General features: G+C 50.7%; 26 protein-coding genes. 24 read left to right on the top strand and 2 right to left on the bottom strand.

What is annotated here, in order from left to right; all coding sequences use genetic code 11:
- Nucleotides 1-66: 66 nt before the first annotated feature.
- The 11 genes from gltX to ACLQ3M_RS12990 all read left to right on the top strand — a co-directional run bounded on the left by gltX (nt 67) and on the right by ACLQ3M_RS12990 (nt 9962).
- Complete coding sequence (gene gltX, locus ACLQ3M_RS13040; RefSeq protein WP_411678118.1) at nt 67-1536, top strand: glutamate--tRNA ligase; 1470 nt, start codon at nt 67-69, stop codon at nt 1534-1536.
- The gene (locus ACLQ3M_RS13035; protein ID WP_411678143.1) at nt 1536-3224 is read left to right on the top strand and encodes a glutamine--tRNA ligase/YqeY domain fusion protein; all 1689 of its coding nucleotides are present in this window, start codon (nt 1536-1538) and stop codon (nt 3222-3224) included. The genes gltX and ACLQ3M_RS13035 overlap by 1 nt, the downstream gene beginning before the upstream one ends.
- 556 nt (nt 3225-3780) lie before the next feature.
- Nucleotides 3781-4359 carry a hypothetical protein gene (locus ACLQ3M_RS13030; protein ID WP_411678117.1) on the top strand — a complete coding sequence of 193 codons (579 nt, stop codon included), beginning with the start codon at nt 3781-3783 and terminating at the stop codon, nt 4357-4359.
- Between the two features lie 20 nt (nt 4360-4379).
- Nucleotides 4380-4778: a hypothetical protein gene (locus ACLQ3M_RS13025; RefSeq protein ID WP_411678116.1), complete on the top strand. Its 399-nt coding sequence runs from the start codon at nt 4380-4382 to the stop codon at nt 4776-4778.
- A 71-nt stretch (nt 4779-4849) separates the two neighbouring features.
- A complete protein-coding gene (locus ACLQ3M_RS13020; RefSeq protein WP_411678115.1) occupies nt 4850-6106 on the top strand; it encodes a hypothetical protein in 1257 nt (418 codons plus the stop codon).
- A gap of 28 nt (nt 6107-6134) precedes the next feature.
- A complete protein-coding gene (locus ACLQ3M_RS13015) occupies nt 6135-6617 on the top strand; it encodes a hypothetical protein (RefSeq protein ID WP_411678114.1) in 483 nt (160 codons plus the stop codon).
- A gap of 72 nt (nt 6618-6689) precedes the next feature.
- The gene (locus ACLQ3M_RS13010; protein WP_411678113.1) at nt 6690-7283 is read left to right on the top strand and encodes a hypothetical protein; all 594 of its coding nucleotides are present in this window, start codon (nt 6690-6692) and stop codon (nt 7281-7283) included.
- Nucleotides 7284-7360: 77 nt separating this feature from the next.
- Nucleotides 7361-7654, top strand: coding sequence for a hypothetical protein (locus ACLQ3M_RS13005; RefSeq protein ID WP_411678112.1), 294 nt, complete (start codon nt 7361-7363; stop codon nt 7652-7654).
- A 90-nt stretch (nt 7655-7744) separates the two neighbouring features.
- Complete coding sequence (locus tag ACLQ3M_RS13000) at nt 7745-8554, top strand: hypothetical protein (RefSeq protein WP_411678111.1); 810 nt, start codon at nt 7745-7747, stop codon at nt 8552-8554.
- 90 nt (nt 8555-8644) lie between these two features.
- Complete coding sequence (locus ACLQ3M_RS12995; RefSeq protein WP_411678110.1) at nt 8645-9100, top strand: hypothetical protein; 456 nt, start codon at nt 8645-8647, stop codon at nt 9098-9100.
- A gap of 379 nt (nt 9101-9479) precedes the next feature.
- Entirely contained in the window at nt 9480-9962 is a 483-nt protein-coding gene (locus ACLQ3M_RS12990) for a hypothetical protein (RefSeq protein WP_411678109.1), read from the top strand.
- Between the two features lie 80 nt (nt 9963-10042).
- Here ACLQ3M_RS12990 and ACLQ3M_RS12985 read toward each other — a convergent pair whose 3' ends face one another.
- Nucleotides 10043-11020: a biotin--[acetyl-CoA-carboxylase] ligase gene (locus ACLQ3M_RS12985; protein WP_411678108.1), complete on the bottom strand. Its 978-nt coding sequence runs from the start codon at nt 11018-11020 to the stop codon at nt 10043-10045.
- 160 nt (nt 11021-11180) lie between these two features.
- Here ACLQ3M_RS12985 and ACLQ3M_RS12980 point away from each other — a divergent pair, with 160 nt between their 5' ends.
- From ACLQ3M_RS12980 to ACLQ3M_RS12940, 9 genes are all read left to right on the top strand, one after another.
- Nucleotides 11181-11378, top strand: a complete 198-nt coding sequence (locus ACLQ3M_RS12980) for a DUF951 domain-containing protein (RefSeq protein WP_411678107.1) — start codon at nt 11181-11183, stop codon at nt 11376-11378.
- A gap of 42 nt (nt 11379-11420) precedes the next feature.
- A complete protein-coding gene (prfA, locus tag ACLQ3M_RS12975) occupies nt 11421-12512 on the top strand; it encodes a peptide chain release factor 1 (RefSeq protein WP_411678106.1) in 1092 nt (363 codons plus the stop codon).
- Between the two features lies 1 nt (nt 12513).
- Nucleotides 12514-13536 (top strand): L-threonylcarbamoyladenylate synthase, encoded by a 1023-nt coding sequence (locus ACLQ3M_RS12970; RefSeq protein ID WP_411678105.1) that lies wholly within the window; start codon nt 12514-12516, stop codon nt 13534-13536.
- On the top strand, nt 13529-14143 hold the full coding sequence (gene coaE, locus ACLQ3M_RS12965) for a dephospho-CoA kinase (RefSeq protein ID WP_411678104.1): 615 nt from the start codon (nt 13529-13531) through the stop codon (nt 14141-14143). Before ACLQ3M_RS12970 ends, coaE begins: the two co-directional genes overlap by 8 nt.
- Nucleotides 14130-14702: a lytic transglycosylase domain-containing protein gene (locus ACLQ3M_RS12960; RefSeq protein WP_411678103.1), complete on the top strand. Its 573-nt coding sequence runs from the start codon at nt 14130-14132 to the stop codon at nt 14700-14702. The genes coaE and ACLQ3M_RS12960 overlap by 14 nt, the downstream gene beginning before the upstream one ends.
- Before the next feature lie 14 nt (nt 14703-14716).
- Nucleotides 14717-16117 carry an aminopeptidase gene (locus ACLQ3M_RS12955; RefSeq protein ID WP_411678102.1) on the top strand — a complete coding sequence of 467 codons (1401 nt, stop codon included), beginning with the start codon at nt 14717-14719 and terminating at the stop codon, nt 16115-16117.
- A 210-nt stretch (nt 16118-16327) separates the two neighbouring features.
- On the top strand, nt 16328-16726 hold the full coding sequence (locus ACLQ3M_RS12950; protein WP_411678101.1) for a response regulator: 399 nt from the start codon (nt 16328-16330) through the stop codon (nt 16724-16726).
- Complete coding sequence (locus ACLQ3M_RS12945; protein ID WP_411678100.1) at nt 16701-17324, top strand: chemotaxis protein CheC; 624 nt, start codon at nt 16701-16703, stop codon at nt 17322-17324. The genes ACLQ3M_RS12950 and ACLQ3M_RS12945 overlap by 26 nt, the downstream gene beginning before the upstream one ends.
- Complete coding sequence (locus ACLQ3M_RS12940; protein WP_411678099.1) at nt 17324-18268, top strand: GGDEF domain-containing protein; 945 nt, start codon at nt 17324-17326, stop codon at nt 18266-18268. The genes ACLQ3M_RS12945 and ACLQ3M_RS12940 overlap by 1 nt, the downstream gene beginning before the upstream one ends.
- A gap of 56 nt (nt 18269-18324) precedes the next feature.
- Here ACLQ3M_RS12940 and ACLQ3M_RS12935 read toward each other — a convergent pair whose 3' ends face one another.
- A complete protein-coding gene (locus ACLQ3M_RS12935) occupies nt 18325-19581 on the bottom strand; it encodes a cation:proton antiporter (protein ID WP_411678098.1) in 1257 nt (418 codons plus the stop codon).
- 260 nt (nt 19582-19841) lie between these two features.
- Here ACLQ3M_RS12935 and ACLQ3M_RS12930 point away from each other — a divergent pair, with 260 nt between their 5' ends.
- From ACLQ3M_RS12930 to ACLQ3M_RS12915, 4 genes are all read left to right on the top strand, one after another.
- Nucleotides 19842-20048: a DUF1858 domain-containing protein gene (locus ACLQ3M_RS12930; protein WP_411678141.1), complete on the top strand. Its 207-nt coding sequence runs from the start codon at nt 19842-19844 to the stop codon at nt 20046-20048.
- 67 nt (nt 20049-20115) lie between these two features.
- Entirely contained in the window at nt 20116-20805 is a 690-nt protein-coding gene (locus tag ACLQ3M_RS12925; RefSeq protein WP_411678097.1) for a class I SAM-dependent methyltransferase, read from the top strand.
- Nucleotides 20806-20821: 16 nt separating this feature from the next.
- Nucleotides 20822-21592 (top strand): Nif3-like dinuclear metal center hexameric protein, encoded by a 771-nt coding sequence (locus ACLQ3M_RS12920; protein ID WP_411678096.1) that lies wholly within the window; start codon nt 20822-20824, stop codon nt 21590-21592.
- Nucleotides 21593-21610: 18 nt separating this feature from the next.
- Nucleotides 21611-23371 (top strand): NFACT family protein, encoded by a 1761-nt coding sequence (locus tag ACLQ3M_RS12915; RefSeq protein WP_411678095.1) that lies wholly within the window; start codon nt 21611-21613, stop codon nt 23369-23371.
- The last annotated feature ends 42 nt before the right edge of the window (nt 23372-23413 follow it).

Below are 23413 nucleotides of genomic sequence, written 5' to 3'. Positions count from 1 at the left end.
AAATTTGGTATAATCTACAATCAGAATCTTTATGGCAGTGAACAAAAAAGCAGGAGGGTGTAACCCATGCGGGAGAAGGTCAGGACAAGATTCGCCCCCAGTCCCACCGGCATGATGCATGTTGGGAATCTGAGGACGGCATTATTTGAATATTTAATTGCGAAATCCGCCGGCGGGGATTTTATTCTCCGCATCGAGGACACGGACCGGGAACGGTATGTGGAAGGCGCGCTGGACATCATTTACCGCACGCTTGACATGGTGGGACTCAAACATGATGAGGGCCCGGATCTCGGCGGCGGCTACGGCCCCTATGTACAGAGCGAACGAAAAGATTTCTACCGGAAATATGCGGAGCAGCTGGTGTCGGAAGGCAAAGCCTACCGCTGCTTCTGCACCAAGGAACGTCTGGAATCCCTGCACGAATCCAAGGAGGAAAACGGCGGCGGCTACGACCGTCATTGCCGAAATCTGTCGGCCGAGGAAGTGGGACGGCTTCTGGCCGCAGGAACACCCTATGTGATTCGTCAGAAGATGCCGATTGAGGGTTCCACCACGTTTGACGATGTGGTATACGGCCCGATCACGATTGAGAACAGGGAACTGGAGGACCAGATTCTCCTGAAATCCGATGGCTACCCGACTTATAACTTCGCAAACGTCATCGATGACCACTTGATGAAAATTACCCATGTGGTGCGCGGCAGCGAATACCTGTCCTCTACGCCGAAGTACAATCTTCTCTACGAGGCGTTCGGCTGGGATGTGCCGACTTATGTGCATTTGCCGCTGATTATGGGCAAAAACGCGGACGGAAGCGTTTCCAAGCTGTCGAAACGGCACGGCTCCACCGGCTTCCATGACCTGATTGAAGAAGGCTACCTTTCCAGGGCGATTGTCAATTACATAGCCCTGCTTGGCTGGTGCCCGAAGGACAACCGGGAGCTGTTTACGCTTGAGGAGCTGGTCGAAAATTTCTCCATTGACGGAATCAGCAAATCGCCCGCGGTATTCGATTACGACAAACTGCTGTGGTTCAACGGGGAAATCATCCGCGCCATGCCGCGGGAAGAATTCTTGGAGAACGCGATGCCTTATTTTCGGCGGCTGTTCCCGCAGGGCGATTATCCCTGGGAGGTGCTGGCGGAGGTTCTGCAGCCGCGCGTGACCAAATTCAGCGATATTCCGGGCATGATCGGATTTTTAAAGGAACTGCCCGACTATCCGGTCGACGATTATATCAATAAAAAGAGCAAGACAAACCTTGAAAACAGCGTGGACATGCTGAAATCCGCGATTGCGAAGCTGGAGGAGCTTGGCGGCTGGACGATGGAGCCGATCCATGATACCCTGATGGGGCTTGCACAGGAATTGGGGGTTAAAAACGGAACGCTGCTCTGGCCTGTGCGCATCGCGGCGGCCGGAACCAAGGTGACCCCCGGCGGGGCGATCGAAATTCTGTGTTTCCTTGGCAAAGAGGAAGCGCTGCGCCGCCTGAACGTCGGTCTTGAAAAACTGAACAAGGAGTCGGTATGATGAGCGAAGAGATCAGGAGCGCGGAAGAAACCGAAAGCGCCGGAAATTTTATTCATACCTTTGTCAAAGAGGATGTTGCCCCGGGCGGGCGCTTTGAGGGGAAGACGGTTCACACCAGGTTTCCCCCCGAGCCGAACGGATATCTGCACATCGGGCACGCCAAGGCAATCTGCATCGACTTTGGAACGGCGGAAAAATTTGATGGGCTGTGCAATCTGCGCATGGACGACACCAACCCCACAAAAGAAGACGTCGAATATGTCGACGCCATCCGCGAAGATATTCAGTGGCTTGGCTTTTCGTGGGACGACCGCTTTTATTACGCCTCCGACTATTTTCCGAAGATGTATGAACTGGCGGAAAAGCTGATCCGCGAGGGATTCGCCTATGTCTGCGAGCTGACGCAGGAACAGTTCCGGGAATACCGCGGCGACCTGACGCATCCCGCGCGCAGCCCGTACCGCGACCGCCCCGCGGAAGAAAGCCTTGATTTGTTTCACCGCATGCGGGCGGGCGAGTTTGAGGACGGGCGCATGACGCTTCGCGCGAAAATCGACCTGGCCTCCGGCAACTTCAACATGCGCGACCCGGTGATTTACCGCATCAATCACATGGCGCACCACCGTACGGGAACCGAATGGTGCATCTACCCGATGTATGATTTCGCGCATCCGATTGAGGACGCCGTCGAGGGAGTCACGCACTCGCTGTGTTCGCTGGAGTTTGAGGATCACCGCCCGTTGTACGACTGGGTAATCGAGCATATCGACCTGCCCGCGAAGCCCCGCCAGATCGAGTTCGCGCGCCTTGGCATCAACAATACCGTCATGAGCAAGCGCAAGCTGCGGCAGCTGGTTGAAAACAACTACGTCTCCGGGTGGGACGACCCCCGCATGCCGACCCTCTGCGGCCTGCGCCGCCGGGGCTACACGCCGGCTTCCATCCGCAATTTCTGCGAACGAATCGGCGTCGCGAAAGTAAATTCCACCGTGGAATACAGCTTTTTGGAGCACTGTCTGCGCGAGGACCTGAACGAGAACGCCCGCCGCGCCATGGCGGTTCTTGACCCGGTCAAGCTGGTTCTCACGAATTATCCGGAGGACAAAACCGAAATGTTCGACGTGGAGAATAATCCGGAGCGTCCGGAGGCCGGCACCCGTCCGGTCAGCTTTTCACGCGAGCTGTGGATTGAGCGCGAGGACTTTATGGAAGTCCCCGAAAAAAAGTATTTCCGCTTGTTCCCCGGCAACGAAGTGCGTTTAAAAACCGCTTATGTGGTAAAATGCACCGGCTGTGAAAAAGACGAAAACGGCAATGTCACGGTGGTATACGCCGAATATGACCCGGAAACGCGCGGCGGCAACACGCCGGACGGCAGAAAAGTAAAAAGCACCATCCATTGGGTGGACGCCAAAACCGCCGTGGATGCGGAAGTCCGTCTGTACGACAGCCTGTTTACCGTTCCGGACCCGGAGGCAGGGGATTTTCTGGAAGAGTTAAACCCCAATTCCCTGAAAGCGCTTAATGGCTGCAAGGTGGAGCCCTGGCTGGCGGAAGAGAAGGCGCCCGCCGCGTTCCAGTTTCTGCGGCAGGGCTATTTCTGCCTGGACAGCCGCGACAGCAAACCGGGACATCCCGTGTTCAACCGTTCCGTTTCGCTCAAAGACGGCTTTAAAAAGAAAAAATAAGATAAATTTCTCCAAAATCAGCGCCCGGTGCGGTTTAAAAACCGCATCGGGCGTTTTGCATCTGTTTGCTTGGAAAATTGGGACTTAATTTGATTCAGTTGATAGATTCCAAACTTGCTTTTGTTAATTCATAAAAGCAATAATGGCAAAAAATAAAGCATTGATACAAAATAAAATAATTTAATCAAAAATAGTGTAACAAAACAATGACCTCAGGTGTTATATTATCGGAACAAAATTCCAAGGGGAAAACAGGAATTTTCCAATGCGCATGGGAAGAAATAAAAAAGAAAGAGGATGATACCGATGGTTCAGTCAGCGGGAAAGAATCTCCCTGCGCGACTTCCTTTTGTACGCCTGTCAACCGAAACGAAACTTAGGAGGTAGAAAAATGTTAAAGACTTGGAAAAAAGCGATCAGCCTGGTTCTGGTCTTTGCCCTGTCCATGATGGTGTGCATGCCCGCGTTCGCGGATACTAAAAATAGTATATCCAGTGAATAAATAGACGATGTCGTACGTACGGGGACAGAGATTGATTATTCAAATCAATATGTTGTGTTTTCTAAAACAGAAACTGCGACTGCTACTAAAAACCGAACTATACCGGCTGAAGCTGGTAATGTCGTTAATAAAATACAAACAAATGTGGAGTTGGTTTCAATAAATGGAAAAATAAACGATTTGTTAGAGGCAATAAGTGCAAATGGCGGAAGCCTAGAGAGATCAAAAAGTGACGGTTCCTATTCTGCAACTATTACCACCAAAGTTTATTATACTGAATATGAGTATAATGGAAGACAATATTATGGTGTTGATAAAGCGATTGGATATCTCGATGGAGATGGAACCGGCGCTTACTTGGGCTCAAATGTTTATATAGTTGACAATTACGCTACGATTGGGCAAGAGGGCTATGTGCCAAATGGAACGGTTCATAGTTCAAGTCATACTTATAATCTTAGTAATAGCACAAGAAATTGGACTTACAATACGCCGTCTTCATGGGAAAATTATCCTGTCGCGGATTCAGGTTCGAATTATGCAGGAGCGAATTATTTTGTAACCTTACAGCGTGGCTCTGAGTCTTGGGATCTCAAGTTATCCAACGATATTTTTGGAAGAAACAATTTTTAATATGAAATGAGGAAGGTTTGATGACGCATCGTATTTCAAAAAATCTGTATATGATATATTTGATTTGCTTGCCGCTGTTTATCATAGGAATAGAATTAATGATCAGGCAGGTCGGTATTATCTCATCTATGACATATTCTACATCTCATCACTGGAGTTCATTTGTTCTGACGATTCTATTGGGAATAGTGCTTGGCGCTGATTCTTGGCTAATGAAAAACAGCCGGTGGACTCAAAAAAACTGTTGTTATCTTAAATTAGCTGATATGGTACTCTTGCTGATCGCTTATGAAGTAGTCATACATGGTTTGATTTCTTTTCTCCCTGTTTGGCCTGTCTCGGCGCTTTTATTGGCTGCAGGGTATCAACTTATGACAGCGGTATATTCTTGTAGGCAAAGCGATGCGCAGAAAGTTTAAATTCTCTTTGTTGAGGGTATGTCCTTATGAGAAAGGCAGATCTTCCAATACGTTCATAGGAGAGGAATCATATGGTAAATAAGGCGGGATGTTTTTTTGCAGCATGTCTTTTGCTGATTCTGTCTGGGTGCGGGAGAAAGGTGGAAACACCTTCCTCCCGCACCCCCGTCTCATCAGCCATCCTTGGTGAAGCTTTGTCCTCCCAGTCCAACCCCCAGTCATCGCAAGGCCCTTTGTCAACGGAAGAGGAAGTGGAAGAAACTATCCAATCGGTATGGGGGAATATACCTGTTATTAATTTGAACTTCTATGATAAACTCTGCCTTTCCATATCCGAAACAGGTGATCTGTTATATGTTGATCCTAATGAAACACTTGTTGTTCATAATTTAAATACGGGCAAAGAGACGCATATCGCTTCCACAAAAGGGCCAACCAACATCACATATGGCTGTATCAACGACAATTGGGTCGTTTGGAAACAAAACCTCGGCGAGGATAGTATGGCGGATCCCAATTGCGAAATCTATGCGTATAATAGAAAATCCAACAAAACAAACCGGATATTTAAAACGGCAATGGATCAAAACGGCAACCCCATTTCAGGGAATCAGCCGACCCCCTCCCTGAAAGACGACCGTGTTCTTCTGGATCAAGTGACTCAGGTGGATGCGGACAAAAACTATATGATAGAAAGCTATGAATACAATCTGAAAACCGGTCATAAAAAAACGATTGCTCAACAGTTCGCGGTTCCAAAATTTGGGGAAAACGGGGTTTTCGGTCTGTGCAAAGATGAGTCAAGCAATCCTGAACTGAATTACAGCATTATCATTAAGCGGAAAGGCAATCAAAAAAAGCCTTGCATGAAACAAGGAGCCAGAATCTATGATTATGCGACCGATGGCTGCGATTCTGTCATGTACGTTTCCCAGACTTTTCAAAAAGGAGCTTCACCAAAAGAAACTTTGCTGCTGATGGATCTGCATTTAATAGAAAACGGGGTTGAAACGCTGGTCCGAAAAGAGAAACCCGATTATTCGAATATGGGTTATTCATGGCCTTGCCTGAGTAAACGGATTGCCCTGTGGCGATACGGTCAAAAGGCCATCGCGTTTGACCGGCTGCTTCGCAGAACCGTTGATTTATCGCCGGGTGAAATTGATTTTACGAGCGGATTTTTCACGAACAATCATTATCTGTGTTGGTCCCATATGTCTAGGGAAAGCATCCAAGCAGATAAGGATGAGACTGATTTACTGAGTATTATTCGGATTGATGATTTGCCCCAAAATGTGGAACACACCGTTTTGGAAGAGGCACCATGATACTTTTATATTTTGCAGGAAGGAGGAAATGAAAAGATTGCGATTAAAAGTGGTCTTATTAAGCAGTTGCATATTTTCATCTGTCCTGATCATAAACCTTTCGGGATGTTCAGGAAAATTACCCTTCCTCTCAAAAACGGAGAAATCTATGTTGTTTTCTGATGGATATGATAAGGCTAATGTCACTATCGAAAAAGTAAAAATCAGCGATGGAAATACCGGAAAGAGCTTTGAGACAGAGGATCAGGGGATGATACGTTCACTGTTTGACGAACTGGACACGCAAAAATTGTCTTTTAGTGATGATTCATTGGCTTCCGGATGGTCTTACTCCATTGACTGTACCTGCAAGGGGATTTCCGGGCAATTTAGTTATACTCTTGACTCCGGTTTTGTTGGATATGATGGGTATTCAGGAAAGCTAATCACCGGGTCCTATGTTGCAGATGATTATGATTCCATTTATAAAACACTACAGAATTTTTACAACGAGTTGAGCACAGGTACATAGAGGTTCGGGCCGCCGTACGCAACCGGATGGGAAAAACAGGAGTCCACACTTGTTAAGTAAAGGAAAAGCTGAATGATGAAAAAAGCAGTTATTGTCCTGTCAATTTTCTTTTTGGTCGGGGTAGGTACCGCCTGCCGATCTTCTTCCTCTGCATCCGCCGCAAATAGGGTTTCGGAAACTCATTTACAAGAGGCTCTCATCAATTCATTTAACCTTCAATGGTTTGAGGACTGCTGCCGATTTCAGGATATGGTAAAAAAGATAGCGGAATCGTCCTCCGGCGACCAGAGATCGGCAGATTATCTTTTGGGTTATATCGATTGCGATACCAATGCTCAGCCAAGGTATATCAAAATTATTTACACGAGCCAAAAAGGACTGAACGAACCGGTTCTTCCTCAGGAGCTAAACTCACGATTTGCTGATTTTTTCAACGCAAAGGCGGCTTATCAAAGGAACTTAAAAAAAGTTTTGCAGGAGAAAGGTCAATTCCCCACAGACCGTTCCTTCCAGCAAAACACTGAAACATTAGTTTCTCTCTCGGACAGTTTATTTATTAAAACAAAAGACATCGGCAAGGGAGACAGTCTTACGAAATTCCAAACGACATTAAAAAAAGCAACGGAATGTCTCAATGCAGCTTTCCCTGACTCTACTTCAAAGTAATGGCCCAAACAATAACAGCGGGCCGTCAGAGAAAAGCTGTTGGCCCGCTGATTTTTACAGGAAGGGGGTTCGGATTAATGAAAAATCTTTTTATAAGAGTAGTTGGACTTGCGCTGCTGTTCTTTAATATGATGTATTGTGCCGATACGGTACAGTCAATATGGGTAACAGAATATGAATGGGTTGCTTTCCTGGGTACGGGAAGAAGATTAGTGGATTATATTCATCCGTTTACATTTTTTGCCGTCATCGTTAATTTTGGCATTGCAATCTATCTTCTGTATCTGTCCAGAGGGAAGCAGAATGGCAAAGCCGATCACGATTGTTCCGAGAAGCAGCAGATCAGCGAAGACAGGGACAAGGAAAAATAGGCAAAAAATCGCGACGTAAACCTGCGCCGGGCTTTGCCGTTTCTTTGTTCCGCATTTATATAGCTTTTTGAAAAAGGAGGAAGCAAAGCTTTGCGAAAGAACATATGGATGATAAACTCTCTTTTTGCGGCGCTGCTTTGGATTGTAACACTGTTCCGGATGATCTGCTACACGCAGGGATTCCGGGCTGCGACTGAGGAAGCGGGCAGGCCGCTGGATTTGGCTTACCGGCTGAGCGAACTGGGCTTCAATGTGCTTTTCGGTCTGTTCCTGCTGTTTCTGGGCGGGTTCCTTGCATACGGTTTCGCAAGGCTGCGCTTCGTCCTTCCCGCCGTTTTCACGGTCTTGCTGATTTCCGCTCTGACCGAATTTGCCTTTACTCCATGGAGCCGTGCTCCGTGGATTTTTGAAGGGCTGCGTACAATTGGCGCGATTTTCTGGTGCGGAGCAGCCTGGTTTGCTTTTTGGGCGGCACAAAAGCACGGAGATAATCTTCGGCGGAAAAAAGCGGCTGTCTCAGCTTTTTCGGTTTTAGGGGTCCTGCTTTTTTTCAACAGCTTACTCATACAAATGACAACAGGGAACAATATCACGATTTTTCAAGGATTAGAAACAGGAGTCAAAATGTTTCCCATTCCGATTCAAAGCGATCGTCTCTTCTATCTGATGCTGCTTTTTCTCGCCGGATGGTACACAATCTATGGATTTCTGCGTTTCCGCATTGTTTTCCCTGTTACGCTTGGAATTCTTCTTCTTCCGGCGCTGACGGAATTCGCCTTTCATCCGCTTTACGGTCCTCTCAGCATTTTTGACGGCGTTTTGTTTGCGGCGGGCTGGCTTTTCATCATGGCTCTTTATCGGACCGTCTTCCGAAGGACTTCGAATTTAAGTTCCGTTTAGGGAACAGGTTAACTTTGGGAAGGTACGCTTCCAAAATACAGGCTCGCAGATAGAAAAAAGGGAAGAAAATAATTGCTTGGAGGAATTAACGTGCAAAAATCCAACCGGGGAATCATCCTTGTTTTTTTGATCATTTTAGGGGTTCCACTCGGATTTTTCCTTTATGGGTATTTTACGTCGGATACTAGAATGTACCAGGATTGGGGTTTCATCGTTCCGAGCAATTTTAAAAAGCAATATTCCGTGTCAGAAACCGGCGGCACGGGTGACAGGGAAACATATGAAATTTATGCGTTGAATGGAACAGACACGCAGGGAGATGCACCGTTCTTAGAAAAAATGTCCTCACAAAAAAGCACGGAGATGCAGGAGCAGATGATTGCGATTCTGAAAATATTAGACGTAGATACACAAAAATATCCCAATTTCTCTCATGATTATCAATGGAAAGTTTTCAATAAATCCTATCGTCAAACTAAATTATATATCGTTTTTGACACAAAGTTGTCTTTGATATATTTAGTACAGGATATATGGGCGTCTTAGAATATTAGATAGGCTTTTCACATGACTTTACCAAAACGCCCGGTTCTATCCGAACCCGGCGTTGCTTTTTACGCTGAAATTTCGAAAATCCATTATAATTCACAAAAGTAAGATCTTAATTTTATTGATTGCTACAAATTTAAATTTTTTCTGTAACAAATCGTGTTGTTAAGTGGTTATATTGCTTGATGGGAAAAACAATCAAAGCTTTTAACGCTTGAGAAGATAATTTGCGGACACGCGCCGCTCTCCCGCCGGAAAGTCCGCGGAAGAGAGACGGTTGAATGGAAAGGATGTGATTCCAATGTTCTGATTTCGGCGAAAGGATTTTCTGCTGTTGTAAGCCAGTCAACCGTGGTAAAATCAAGGAGGTAATGAGATGCTCAAAACAAAAAGAATGCTGTCGGTTTGGCGTTGGCTTTCACGCTGTCTCATCCTGATTTCAGCAGATAAGACGATGTGGTTTCAAACCCTTCTGACCGGAGGCCGGAGGGAGGGCGCGGTTCCGGGGCTTTTCTATGGCCCGTGGAACGAATGCGGCTGCTGGGGCTGGAGCACTTTCAGCTTTAAAGATACCGCGGAGGCCATGGGCCTGTTTGCCGCGGTGCTTACCCCTCTGATGCCGGATAAGGTAACACAGGTTGCCGCGTCGGAAATCGCCGTGGCGTTTCAGGGCCTGGCCTACGTAGGCGGTTCTTCCCATTTCCATGGAGGCGTCCAAAGGACGCGCCGGGAGGCTTATTACCCGAACGGCACGTTCGCATTCTCGGAATACCGCTATGAAATCCAGACTTATTTGGTGGACGACGAAGGCAATACGCATGACCTTGGAACGATCACGCAACTGTATCATGTAACTTAACGAAGCCGCAGCACGGTTAGGCGGTTTCGCGGTTCATAAAAAAGCGGCGCCCGCGCTGACTTTGCGCTGGACGCCGTCCTTTAATGCCCGTAGATCCCCTGTACGCTGACTTCTCCGGCAGTAACGGTTTCCCTTGTTCCGTCTTCCAGTTCGACGATCAGCTCGCCGCCGGCGGAGATGTCCGCGGCGGTTCCTTTTACCAGCGCGCCTCTGCGTGTGAATTCGACCTGGCGGTCAAGGGAAACGCATAAGCTTTTATATTCTTCCCAGAACGCGGGGTCTGCTTCGGCGTTTTGTTTCAGCAGGGTTTCAAACTGAATCAGAATTTCCTGCAAAAGAGAAACGCGCCGCAGCGGCTTTCCGCCGACCATGCGGATGGAAATTGCTTTTTCCCTCAGGGACTCGGGGAAAGCCGCGTTGTTTACGTTGACCCCGATTCCAACCGCGACGAATTCAATGCGGTCGACCTCCGCCGTCATTTCCGTCAAAATCCCGCAGACCTTTTTGCTCCCGATGACAACGTCGTTCGGCCATTTGATCCTGGCGTCGCATCCGGAAAGGGAGCGGATGGCTCTGGCTACGGCAAGCCCGGAAAGCAGGGTCGTGACGGAGACGCGCAGCGGCAGGATTCCGGGCCGGAGCAGAACGGTGAACCACAGCCCGGTTCCTGCGGGGGAGGCGAAGCTTCTGCCAAGGCGGCCCTTGCCTCCGGTTTGCTGTTCCGAAACAAATACGCTGCCGTTCGGGGCGCCGGTGAGCGCCCGGCGTTTTGCCTCCTCATTGGTCGAATCGATTGTATCGAAGCAGTAAAGATTCCTGCCTAAAAACTCCGTTTCCAAACCGGCGCCGATTTCGGCCTCCGAGTAACGGTCCGGGCAGCTTTCCAGACGATAGCCGCGGTTTGTCGCCGAAACGATGCCGTAACCTTCCTCCCTCAGGGAGTTGATGTATTTCCAAACCGCCGTGCGGGAAACGTGAAGCTGTTCGCTGAGTTCCTCCCCGGAGATGTACTCCCCGTTTTCACGAAGACGGTTGAGAATCTGCTCTTTGGTTCCCATAATAATCCCAGCCTTATTGTTCAGAATGGATTTATTATATGCCGAACCTGGACAAACCGCAAGTCGCCCGAAAAACTGGGCGGCGGATATTGCTGTTTGGCGAATTTTGGTCTATACTAAAGACTGTGGCTATTAATTGCGATGGAAGAGAGGTGCGCCCATGGACGTCAGACCGGGAGACGTGCTTCAAATGAAGAAGCCGCATCCGTGCGGATGCAATACGTTTCTGGTGCTGCGCTCCGGTATGGATTTTAAAATCCGCTGCCAAAAATGCGGCCATGAAATTATGGTTCCGCGTTTGAAGTGCGAAAAGAATATTAAAAAAATCGTCCGGGAAACCAGCCAGGATGAATTATAGCTCTCCTTTGGATTCACGGTTAAAAAACAAAGGAGAATGCTGATGTTTGAAAATTTGACGGTCTTTGAAAAACGATACGAAGAATTAAACCGAAAACTATGCGACCCGGTCGTGGCGTGCGACCCGGAGCAATCGAGGGAACTGATGAAAGAGGTCCGTTCCATCGAGCCGATTGTGGAAAAATACCGCGAATTCCGGAAAACCGAGGAAACGGAAGACGAAGCGAGGCAGATTCTGGAAGAAGAGTCCGACCGGGAGCTTCGGCATATGGCGGAAGAAGAAATCAGCACGGCGCGCGCGGACCGCGAACGCTTCGGCGAAGAGCTGAAGCTTCTGCTGCTTCCGCGCGACCCGAACGATGAAAAAAACGTCATTGTTGAAATTCGCGGCGGAGCGGGCGGGGAGGAAGCCGCCCTGTTCTCCGGCGTGCTGTACCGTATGTACAGCATGTATGCCCAGTCAAGGGGCTGGCAGACGGAAATCATGAACGCCAATGAAACCGAGCTGGGCGGCTTTAAGGAAATCAGCTTTATGATAACGGGCGACGGAGCTTACTCCCGCCTGAAATACGAAAGCGGGGTCCACCGTGTTCAGCGTGTGCCTGAGACGGAGCAGCAGGGACGGATTCACACCTCGACAGCGACGGTTGCGGTGCTGCCGGAAGTTGAGGAGGTGGAGTTTGAACTGGACCCGAACGATCTGAAAATCGACACGTTCCGTTCCAGCGGCGCCGGGGGCCAGCACATCAATAAAACGTCGTCCGCCATCCGCGTGACCCATCTTCCGACCGGCATGGTGGTGGAGTGTCAGGATGAACGAAGCCAATACAAAAACAAGGACAGGGCTCTGAAAATTCTGCGCAGCAGATTATACGAAATCAAACAAAAGGAACAGGACGATCAGGTGGCTGCCGAACGGCGTTCTCAGGTTGGGACGGGCGACCGTTCGGAGCGGATTCGCACCTACAATTATCCGCAGGGGCGCGTGACGGATCACCGAATCGGCCTGACGCTGTACCGGCTGGACGCGATCCTCAACGGGGACCTCGATGAAATTCTGGATGCTCTGATCGCAGCGGACCGGGCGGAAAAACTAAAGAATTCTGCTGAAAACGGAACAAATTCTGGAGAATAAAATGAAAACACTTTACCTTGACGCGGCGAAAGGCGAATCGATTGAAGCCGCGGCCCATATAATAAGAAACGGCGGCCTTGTCGGCATGCCGACGGAAACCGTCTACGGCCTGGCCGCAAACGCGCTGGACGGAAAGGCCGTAACAAAAATTTTTGAAGCGAAAGGCCGGCCTCAGGACAATCCGCTGATCGTCCATATCTCGGGCATGGAACAGATTAACCGGCTGGTTACAAATCTGCCTGAATCGGCGAAAAAGCTCGCGCGGGCGTATTGGCCCGGGCCGCTCACCATGGTATTGCAGAAATCGGAACTGATTCCGGACGAGGTCAGCACAGGATTGCCGACCGTTGGAATCCGCTTTCCCTCGCATCCGGTTGCGCGGGCTCTGATCACCGCCGCGGGCGTCCCCATCGCCGCGCCCTCTGCAAACCGGTCCGGTTTGCCCAGCACCACAACGGCGGAGCATGTAATGCGGGACATGGACGGAAAAATTGACGCCGTCCTGGACGGCGGCCCCTGCGGAGTCGGTGTGGAATCCACAATCGTAACGCTGGTTTCCGACCCGCCGCGGCTGCTCAGACCCGGCGGAATCACACTGGATCAGCTGCGGGCCGTGCTGGGCCGGGTGGACGTGGACCCCGCCGTCATGAACCCTCTGCCGAAGGGAGCGAGGCCGCTGTCGCCCGGGATGAAATACAAGCATTATTCCCCGAAGGCGAATGTGGTGATTTTGAGCGGCGGCGAAAAATCTTATTTTGCATTTGTGAATTCTCACGCGGAACCGGGCGTTGCGGCGCTCTGCTACGACGGCGAGGACAAACTGCTGAAGGTCCCGGCCGTATGCTACGGAGCGGAAAAAGACAACGGAACGCAGGCAAGGGAGCTTTTTGAGGCCCTTCGGCGGCTGGACGATCTCGGGGCAAAAACGGTTTACGCGCGCTGCCCGGCTCCCGACGGAGTCGGCCTTGCCGTTTACAACCGACTGATGCGGGCGGCGGGATTCGAGGTGCTGCAGCTTGATTAAGCCGGTCATCGGACTGACGGGACCAACCGGGGCGGGAAAATCCACCGTGGCGGCGGTTTTTCAAAAGCTTGGCTGCGCCGTAATCGACGCGGACTTGCTGGCGAGGGAAGCCGTTCAGAACGCGGAGTGTCTGGCGGAGCTGAAAGAGGAGTTCGGGGCGGATCTTGTGAATGCCGACGGACAGCTCGACCGGCGCCTGCTTGCGAAACGGGCGTTTGCCGACCCGGCAAAAACCCGCCGCCTGAATCAAATTACACATCCCGTTATTCTGAAAGAGACGGTGCGGCGGATTCAGGAGCTGCAGAGCGGCGACTCCGTCGCCGTGATTCTTGACGCTCCCCTTCTGTTTGAAAGCGGCGCCGATTCTCTTTGCGACACAAGCGTCGCGGTGACGGCTCCGGCCGAATCCCGGCTGAAAAGGATTATGAATCGCGACGGTTTGTCGGAGGAAGCGGCGAAAGAACGCATGAGCGCGCAGAACCCGAATGAATTTTATGAAAAGCGAGCCGGGCATGTTTTCAGCGGCTCTACCGGTTATGATATTTTGGAAGCAAGCGTCTCTTGCTTGCTGAAACAAATTCTGGGGGAGGAGAATGAAGCGCTCTAAAAAGAAAAAACTCTGGAAGTCGGCAGTTTTGCTGGCGGCCCTGCTGATTGCGGCCGCTTTGGTTCTCCGAATCGGGTACAACCGTTTTGAAAAATCGGTATACCCGCTTCGTTATTCTGACTATGTCGAAAAGTATGCCGGGGAATACGGGCTGGAGCCCGCGCTTGTTTACGCGGTGATTCGATCGGAGAGCAATTTTAAAGCGGAAGCGGAATCGCGATCCGGAGCGCTTGGCCTGATGCAGTTAATGCCGGACACGTTCAACTGGCTTCAGGAAAGCCAGAACGACCATTATACCGAACAGGACCTTCTTCAGCCGGAGGTTAACATCCGCTACGGGTGCCGGTATTTGTCCATGATGGTGACAAAATACGGAGTGCTTCGCACCGCCCTTTGTGCCTATAACGCTGGATCCGGAACGGTGGACGGCTGGCTCAAGAATTCCGAAATCTCGCCGGACGGGAAAAATTTAACCCGGATCCCCTATTCGGAAACAAGAAATTATGCGGACGCCGTCATGAACAGCTATGAAAAGTATAAAAAACTTTATCAAATATAAAGGAGAGTCGGACCATGGAAAAAAAGGAAGAAATCAAGGAATTGACCAAAAAGCTTCTGATTGACAGAAAAAACGGTTTTGTTAAGGTGCCGGAGGAAAAGGCGGAGCAGGCGGACCGTTTCTGCGAGGGCTACCGCAGCTTTATCGGGCGGGCAAAAACGGAGCGGGAAGTGGCGTGCTTCGCCATTGAGGCGGCGGAAAAGGCCGGATTTGTCCCTTATGAACAGGGAAAGCACTATCAGCCCGGAGACCGCGTTTACTACAACAACCGGAACAGAGCGGTAATTCTGGCCATAATCGGAGAAGAAGGCTGCCGCGACGGCGTGAGGATTGCCGCGGCGCATATCGATTCCCCCAGACTGGACCTCAAGCCCCATCCGCTCTATGAAAAGGACGGGCTGGCGCTGTTCAAAACACATTATTACGGCGGAATCAAAAAGTACCAGTGGACGGCCGTTCCGCTGTCTCTGCACGGACGGGTGGTTTTGAAAGACGGCACTCATGTGGACCTGCGTGTCGGCGAAGAACCGGGCGACCCTCAGTTTACCGTCACGGATCTTTTGCCCCATCTCGCGTCCGAACAGATGCAGAAAACACTTTCCAAGGCGATTGAGGGAGAAAACCTGAACATACTGGCCGGCAGCCGTCCGGTTCGTGTGGAGGAAGGCGAAAATCTGGTTAAGCTCAACCTGATGAAAATTCTCAATGAGAAGTACGGCATGACGGAAGAAGATTTCGTATCTGCCGACCTGGAGCTTGTTCCCGCGTTCGGCGCCGTGGACATCGGATTTGACCGCAGCATGATTGGAGCTTACGGACACGACGACAGAGTCTGCGCTTACCCGGCTCTGATGGCCGCGCTTCAGATGAAAACCCCGAAGCACACGGTTTTGAGCGTCCTCGCGGATAAAGAAGAAATCGGCAGCGACGGAAACACGGGCCTGAACAGCCAGTTTATGCGCTATTTTATCGCCGATCTGGCAGAGGCCGAGGGCCTGGAGGGACGGCACGTTCTCAGCCGTTCAAAATGCCTTTCCGCCGACGTGACGGCTGCGTACGATCCGAACTATGCGGATGTTTACGAGACGGCCAACTCCTGTTTCCTGAACGGAGGGGTTGGAATGTGCAAGTATACGGGCGGACGCGGCAAGAGCGGCTCCAGCGAGGCTTCCGCCGAATTTGTTTCCGAAATCCGGCGCCTGTTTGAGGCAAACGGGGTGCTCTGGCAGATCGGTGAACTTGGAAAGGTGGACGCGGGCGGCGGCGGAACGGTTGCCATGTATGTCGCCAATCTGAATGTTGACGTGGTTGACATCGGAGTTCCGGTATTGTCCATGCATTCTCCCTTTGAAGTCGTTTCCAAGCTGGACATCTATATGACCTACGAAGGAATCAGAGTGTTTTTTGAATCGTAAATAATTAAAGTCTGCCGGGGGAAAGAGAAAGGCCTATTGTCTCTTTTCCCTGCTTTTTTTATTTTTGCTACAGCTTCCGGCAATGTTAAAATTCGCGCTGCAGCAGTCACTTTCCACGGCTTTATTGACATTGCTTTGTCTCCATGTTATGATTAAGAAAATTGTCTAATTATTTATTGTAACGATAACTGCTGGAGGCTGAACAAGCGTATGATTCATGTCCTCATAGTGGATGATTCTGTTTTTTCTCAAAAAGTAACCGCTAATTTATTAAAAAAAATTATGCAGGGTAAGGTTATGGAAATCAGTTTTGCTTCCGACGGGGAGGAAGGTCTCGAGAAGTTTCGGAGTCTGAAACCGGATTTTATTTTCATCGACCTTTTAATGCCGAAATTGAGCGGAGCTGAGCTGGTTCGCATCGTTCAAAAGGAAGGCGGCTCCGGCGTTATTGTTGTCACCGCGGATGTACAGAAAAGCGTTCGGGAGGAAATCGAGGCGCAGAATGTTCTGGCTTTTGTCAACAAACCCCTGAATGATGAAAAAATGCGGTTGCTGTGCGACCGGATGATAAGGGACGATAAAAATGGATCGGGAATGCTTTCGTTATGATATTCTAAGCGAGCTGTTTAATATCGGCATGGGGAAAGCGGCGGATATGCTGTCTGAAATTGTCCAAAAAAGGATCGCGCTGCAGATCCCCAAAATCATAATTCCTGAAACCGAGTCCGGCGAACTGCTCGGCGATCAGTTCTCGGGATTTTTCGATGCGGCGCTGATGGTTTCGACGATATCCTTTACAAACAGCCTGACGGGAAAAGCAAACCTGGTGTTTCCGGCCGATAAAATAAAGAAATTTGTGGCTCTTTGCTCCGGAGAAGGCTCTCTTGCGCCGGAAGACACCGTTTTTACCGATGTCGATTTTGACGTGATCCGGGAAATCGGGAATATTCTGCTCAACTGTATTCTCGGAGAACTTGGAAATTTGATCAATATTCAGCTGAACTATGACCTCCCACAGGTGGCGGTCTATAACCGGATCGATTTCAACAAAGATTTAGACGGTGAAAAAAACCATTCCTTTATGATCCTGTTTGTTACTTTCCTGATCGACGACACGGAAATAGAGGGTGCGGTTATCATTGATTTAATGGTGGAATCCTTTCAGGAGCTGTTTCGTTTGCTTGACGGAATTGAGGCGGGGCTTTAATGGATACGGTTGCTCACGAGGTGCTGGATCATCTGAATCTTGGAATTCTCATTGTCGATGAGAAGCTGAAAATATTATTTCAAAACCGCTTCATGCTTCGCTTTATAAAAAGACACAGTGAAGATGGAAAGTGCGGCAGCTTGCCGGAACTCATTCCCGGTTTTAACAGCCCGTATTTTCAAATATCCCTGATAGATGCGCTGGAGCAGGGGCATAGCCTTTTTTTTTCCGCCGCCATGCATGAAAAACTGATCGACAGCCGTGAAAAATACAATATCAGGGTAACCCGTTTTATGGAAGAGGACCAAAAACGCCTTCTTCTGGAATTTACGGAGGTGACGGATTCCTTCGAGCGGATCCGTCAGCTCAGGGAAAGCATCAGCCAGCTCCGTCTTCTGAATCAGGAGCTGAAACAGAAGGAAAAGGCCATTCAAAGCCTTGCCTATTACGATCAGCTGACGGGGGTCGCCAATCGGGCGCTGTTTTATGAACTGGCGGAAAAATTCCTTCGCGCGGCGGAGCGGAATCATGAAGTTCTTGGACTCATGTTTATCGATGTGGATAACTTTAAGCAGATTAACGATACCTACGGCCATGAAGCCGGAGACAAGATTCTGGTTCAGGTTGCGGGAATCCTGACCGCGGCGACGCGCAGAAACGATGTTGTGGCCCGTTACGGGGGAGACGAATTTCTGATCCTGCTTCCGCAGATTAACGCGCCGGACAATTATAAAATCGTCGTGTCCAAGATTCTTCAGGCAAAGCGGGACGCCATTGTCTGCAATGGGATTTCGGTGGAAATCTGTTTGAGCGTCGGAGTCAGTTTTTACCCTCAGGACGGGGATTCGGTCGACCAACTGATTGTGAAGGCAGACCGTGCGATGTATATTGCGAAAAAGCAGGAAGGGGACAATTGGTACTATCCTGCGGAAAATATAGAATGATAAAAAACTTCTCTGCCAGTGAGGCAGAGAAGTTTTTTTATGTGGTGTTTCAGCGATTATCCTTTATCATAATTTTCCTGAGCCTGATAATGCTTGCCGACTTTATTTTCGAACATTTCCGGTGAATTGTGCGTCAGGTCCTGGTTCCGATACACAATTTTCAGAAGAATTGGGGTCAGGATCGTCGTCAGAATCACCGTCAAAACAACGGGACCCAGATAAACGGGGGACATCATTTTCAGTGCGAACCCCTTGTTTGCTACAATTAAGGCTACTTCACCGCGGGAAATCATGCCTACGCCGATCTGAAGGCTTTCCCTTCCTGTGAACCTGCATAACCTGGCCCCAAGCCCGCAGCCGACGATTTTCGTTAAGACGGCGACGACCGTCAGCAGAACGGAAAACCACAGAATGGAGGGCGTCATTTCCGGCAGGGAGACGTTAATGCCGATGCTGGCGAAGAACATGGGGGAGAGAAGCGCGTAGGAAACCGTGTTGAAGCGGGAAGTTATGTATTCGGTCTCCTTGGTGTTCGAAAGAATCAGGCCCGCAATATAGGCGCCCGTAATATCGGCGACGCCAAAAAAGCGCTCCGCGCAGTAAGAAAGCAAAAGACAGAAAACGAAAGCGAGGATGACATAACGCCGCAGATCCTTGTCGCTCCGATTGATCATTTTTTTAAACAGAAGATAAAATAGGTATCCCGCGACGCCCGCGAAGAAAAAGAAGCCGACGATTTTCAGCAGGACGACCGCGATATTGACCGAAGGGTCCGCGGCGCTGGTGACAAGGGTCAGGCAGACAATGCCGAGCACGTCGTCAATCACCGCGGCCCCGAGAATCGCGTTTCCGGACCGGGTGTTCAGCGCGCCGATTTCATTCAGCGTTTCGACCGTAATGCTCACGGAGGTCGCCGTAAGAATGACCCCGATAAAAACATTTTGCAGAAACAGGCTGACGTCGACTTCCGGCAGCATGGTTTTGTTGAACATTGCCGCAACAGCGTAACCGCCGGCCAGTGGAATGAGGACGCCGACCATGGCGATCAGAAAAGACGCTTTTCCCGTCTTTTTCATTTCCTGAAAATCGGTCTCAAGCCCTGCCGTAAACATCAGGACGATAACGCCGATTTCGGCGGTTTTTGAAATAAAATCAGTTTCCTTCAGGATGTTCAGCATGGCCGGTCCAAGAATCAGGCCAGCGAGCAGAGCACCGACCACCTGAGGCATCTGGACTTTTCTTGTCAGCAGACCGAGAAGCTTGGTACTGAGCAGAATCAAAGCCAGATCAAATAAAAAGTGATACGATGTCAAATTTGTTCCCCTCCCGTTTTTGACAGATTTGCTAAGGCGCTAACAAATTCAGTATACTAGCATCATTCTCAGATATCAATAAAAACGGCCGGAGATTTGTAAATTATAAACGAAAATTTTTTACAGGCGTTGCATGAATTGGTGATTGGTTGATAGGAGCATCGCCCGCCTGTAGAAATGTATTGCAAAGATTTTGCATGGGTATTATAATAAGCGTGTCCCTTTTTTATGAATTTTACCTATTCTTGGAGGATACAATGATGACATCAATTACAAAACAGTCTTTAATCGGAGATATTCTGGATCTTGACGAAAGCACGGCGCCTTTTTTTATGGAGATGGGAATGCACTGTCTGGGCTGTCCGGCTTCTCGCGGCGAATCGCTGGAAGAAGCCTGCGTCGTTCACGGCGTGGACGTTGAGGAAATGGTTCAGAAGCTGAATGAACACCTCGCTGCCCGCCAGTAACAGCAAACGGCCGCCCGACAGAAGCTCTGCCGGACGGCCGTCCGGCATGTCCGGCGGCAAGCGCCCTTTGTTTTCCTTGGGAAACCGGCTCGCGCTCTGCGCTTCTCTGGTTCGCCGCGGCACGGCGCTTGCGGATGTGGGAACCGACCACGCCTATCTGCCGGTCTGGCTTGCAAAGCAGGGACTGGTCCGCAGCGCCGTAGCCGCCGATCTTCGGCCGGGCCCTCTCGGCAGAGCCCGCGCCAACATCGAACGCTACGGTGTTTCGAGTGTTGTTTCGGCTCGTCTTTCGGACGGTTTGGAGCAAATCGAGCCTTGCGAGGCCGAGGATATTGTCATCGCGGGGATGGGCGGCCTGATGATGGTTCATATTCTGGAGCAGGCCCCCTGGCTGCGGGAACCGGACCGCCGCCTGATTCTTCAGCCCATGACAAAAGCGGAGGAACTGCGGGCGTACCTTGCCCGCGAAGGATATTCTGTGCTGCGGGAGCAGGCCGTCGAAGAAGAAGGCCATGTTTACGCTGTCATGCAGGTTTCTTTCGGTCCGCGGCAGCCGCAGGAAAACGAGCTTTTTTGTACTATCGGCAGAATGACGGCGGAAACGGAGAGCGGAAAAAAGTATTTGACGATTCAAAAGCGGCGCTTGGAAAAGCGTGCGAATGGGCTTTTTAAAACCGGAAGCATTCAGGAAGCGAGGCATTTCATGTCCCTTGCGGCTGAAATTGATAAAATTCTGAAATCCGAATCGGTTTCATGAGAAGAGGGGTTGCGCTATGACAACTACAGGCGATATTTATCGGTTTATCGATGGTTTCGCTCCGTTTCGCACGGCAATGAGCTTCGACAACCCCGGATTATTGGTCGGGGATGAAAACACCGGGGTCACCGCCGCCGTCCTTTCCCTGGATATTACGCCTGAAGTCGTATTGGAAGCATCCGGGTTGGGGGCGCAGCTGATTGTCAGTCATCATCCGGTGATTTTTCATCCGCTGAAAAAGCTGAATACGAATTCCGTGCCTTACCTGCTGGCCGGCAGTTCCATTGCCGCAATCTGCGCCCACACGAATCTCGACATGGCGCCCGGCGGCGTCAACGACTGCCTGGCCGAACGCCTCAGACTGAAAAATGTCCGCATGCTGCGCGAGAACTCGGCGTGCGGCCTCGCCGAGGCGCTTTGCGGCGAGACGGACCGGGAGTACGGCCCCCGCGAGTTCGCCGAGTTTGTAAAGAACGCGCTTGGGTGCGAGGGCGTCCGCTTTACGGACGGGAAAAGGCGGATTACCTCGGTCGGGCTATGCGGCGGCGGCGGAGCCGAATATCTTTACGACGCGGCTCAGGCCGGATGCCAGGCGTTTGTCACGGGAGAATGCAAGCATAACATTCTTTTGGACGCGGAGAGCCTTGGCGTCACGATGGTTGAGGCCGGTCATTTCGAAACGGAGGATCCGGTGATTCCGTTCCTGATGCAGAAGCTTGGGGAACGTTTTGGGGATGTCAGGTTTATCCGGTCGGGCGCGATGCACGGGCCGGCACATTATCTATAACGATACGGAGGGAAAAGAATGGCACTGGACGGGGCGTTTCTGCACCATTTGAAGCGCGAAATTGAAGAAACGGCGGCCGGAGCCAGAGTGGATAAAATCTATCAGCCAAATCGGGAAGAGATTTTGCTGATGCTGCGGACCAGAGACGGCGCGTTTCGTCTGCTTCTGTCCGCCAGGGCAGACAGCGCGCGCATTCACTTTACCCGCTATGCGCCTGAAAATCCCAAAGAACCTCCGATGCTCTGCATGCTGCTGAGAAAAAAACTTTCGGGGGCGCGCCTTGCCGGCATCAGACAGCCGCAGCTGGAACGTCTTCTTTTTTTGGACTTTGACACGGTGAACGAGCTGGGCGATGCCGTCAGGCTTACCGTCGCCATGGAGGTTATGGGCCGTTACAGCAATATTATTCTGATCGACGGCGACGGCGCCATCGTCGATGCGCTGCGGAGGGTTGACGCGGGGATGACCTCCGGACGGCTGGTGCTGCCCGGCCTCTCGTACCGTTTGCCACCGCCTCAGGACAAGCTGTGCCTGCTGTCGGTCGGCCGGGATGAGATTTTGGCCCGTCTTCGGGCGATTCCCGGGGATATGGAGCTTTCCAAGGCGCTGCTTTCCGACCTTCAGGGCGTGTCACCTGTCGTTTGCAGAGAACTTGCTTTTCTCACGGGGCGCGGCAAAGAAATGACTCTGCGCGCAATGACGCCGGAACAATGGGACCGTCTTGCCTTTTTTCTGGAACGCGTTTCCGGCACGGTCGGGGACGCTTCCGGCGCTCCGTGGATCGCGCGTGCGTCGGACGGAAAACCGCTTGATTTCTCCTTCCTGCGGATCGGTCAATATGGCAGCGCGGCGATTGTCAGGCAGGAAGAGAGCTTTTCCGCGCTTCTCGACGATTTTTACGAGGAACGCGACCGTATCGCCCGCATGAAAGTACGCTCCCAGGACCTTTTGAGGGTTCTCACGAACGCCTCCGACCGACTGAGCAGAAAGATCAACGCACAGCGGGCGGAGCTGGAGCAGTGTGCGAAGCGGGATACCCTGCGGATGGTCGGCGATCTGATTAACGCCAACCTGTACCGTTTGGAAAAGGGATGGAGTTCCGCCCTCCTGGAGAATTTTTACGAGGAAGGGCAGCCGATCATCACAGTTTCGCTGGATCCGATCCTTTCCCCGGCGCAGAACGCGCAGAAATATTACAAGGAATATCGCAAACAGCGCACGGCGGAGGAAATTCTTACCGTGCAGATTCAGCGGGCGGAGCATGAGCTTGCGTATCTGGATACGGTGTTTGAAGAGTTGAGCCGTGCTGCAGACGAGAGGGATCTGAACGAGATCCGCGAAGAGCTTGCCGGAGAAGGATATCTCCGTGTGCAGAGGGGAGCGAAGCGAAAATCCGCCGTTCAGGGGCCGATGCAGTTCGAATCTTCCGACGGGTTTCGCATTCTGGTCGGAAGGAACAACAGCCAAAACGATCTTCTCACGCTCAGGCAGGCCGGCAAAAACGATCTTTGGTTCCATACGAAAAATATCCCGGGTTCTCATGTCGTCCTGTTTACTCAGGGGAGGGAGGCGACCCCCGTCGGCATTGCGCAGGCCGCTCTTCTCGCGGCTACCTTCAGCCGCGGCAGGGAATCCTCCAATGTCGCGGTGGACTATACCCTTGTAAGAAATGTGTCCAAACCCCAGGGGGCGAAGCCGGGTATGGTGATTTATGTAAAAAATAAAACCGTTTTCGCAGAACCGAGCCGGGAAGCGGCGGAAAAAATGAGAGCTAAATGAATTTTACAGCGAAAGCTGGCAATATTTCGATTTAATGGTATA

The sequence above is a fragment of the Caproicibacter sp. genome (genome assembly GCF_046707225.1).
GTDB lineage: Bacteria > Bacillota > Clostridia > Oscillospirales > Acutalibacteraceae > Caproicibacter.
This window is presented reverse-complemented; position numbering and strand designations above follow the sequence as displayed.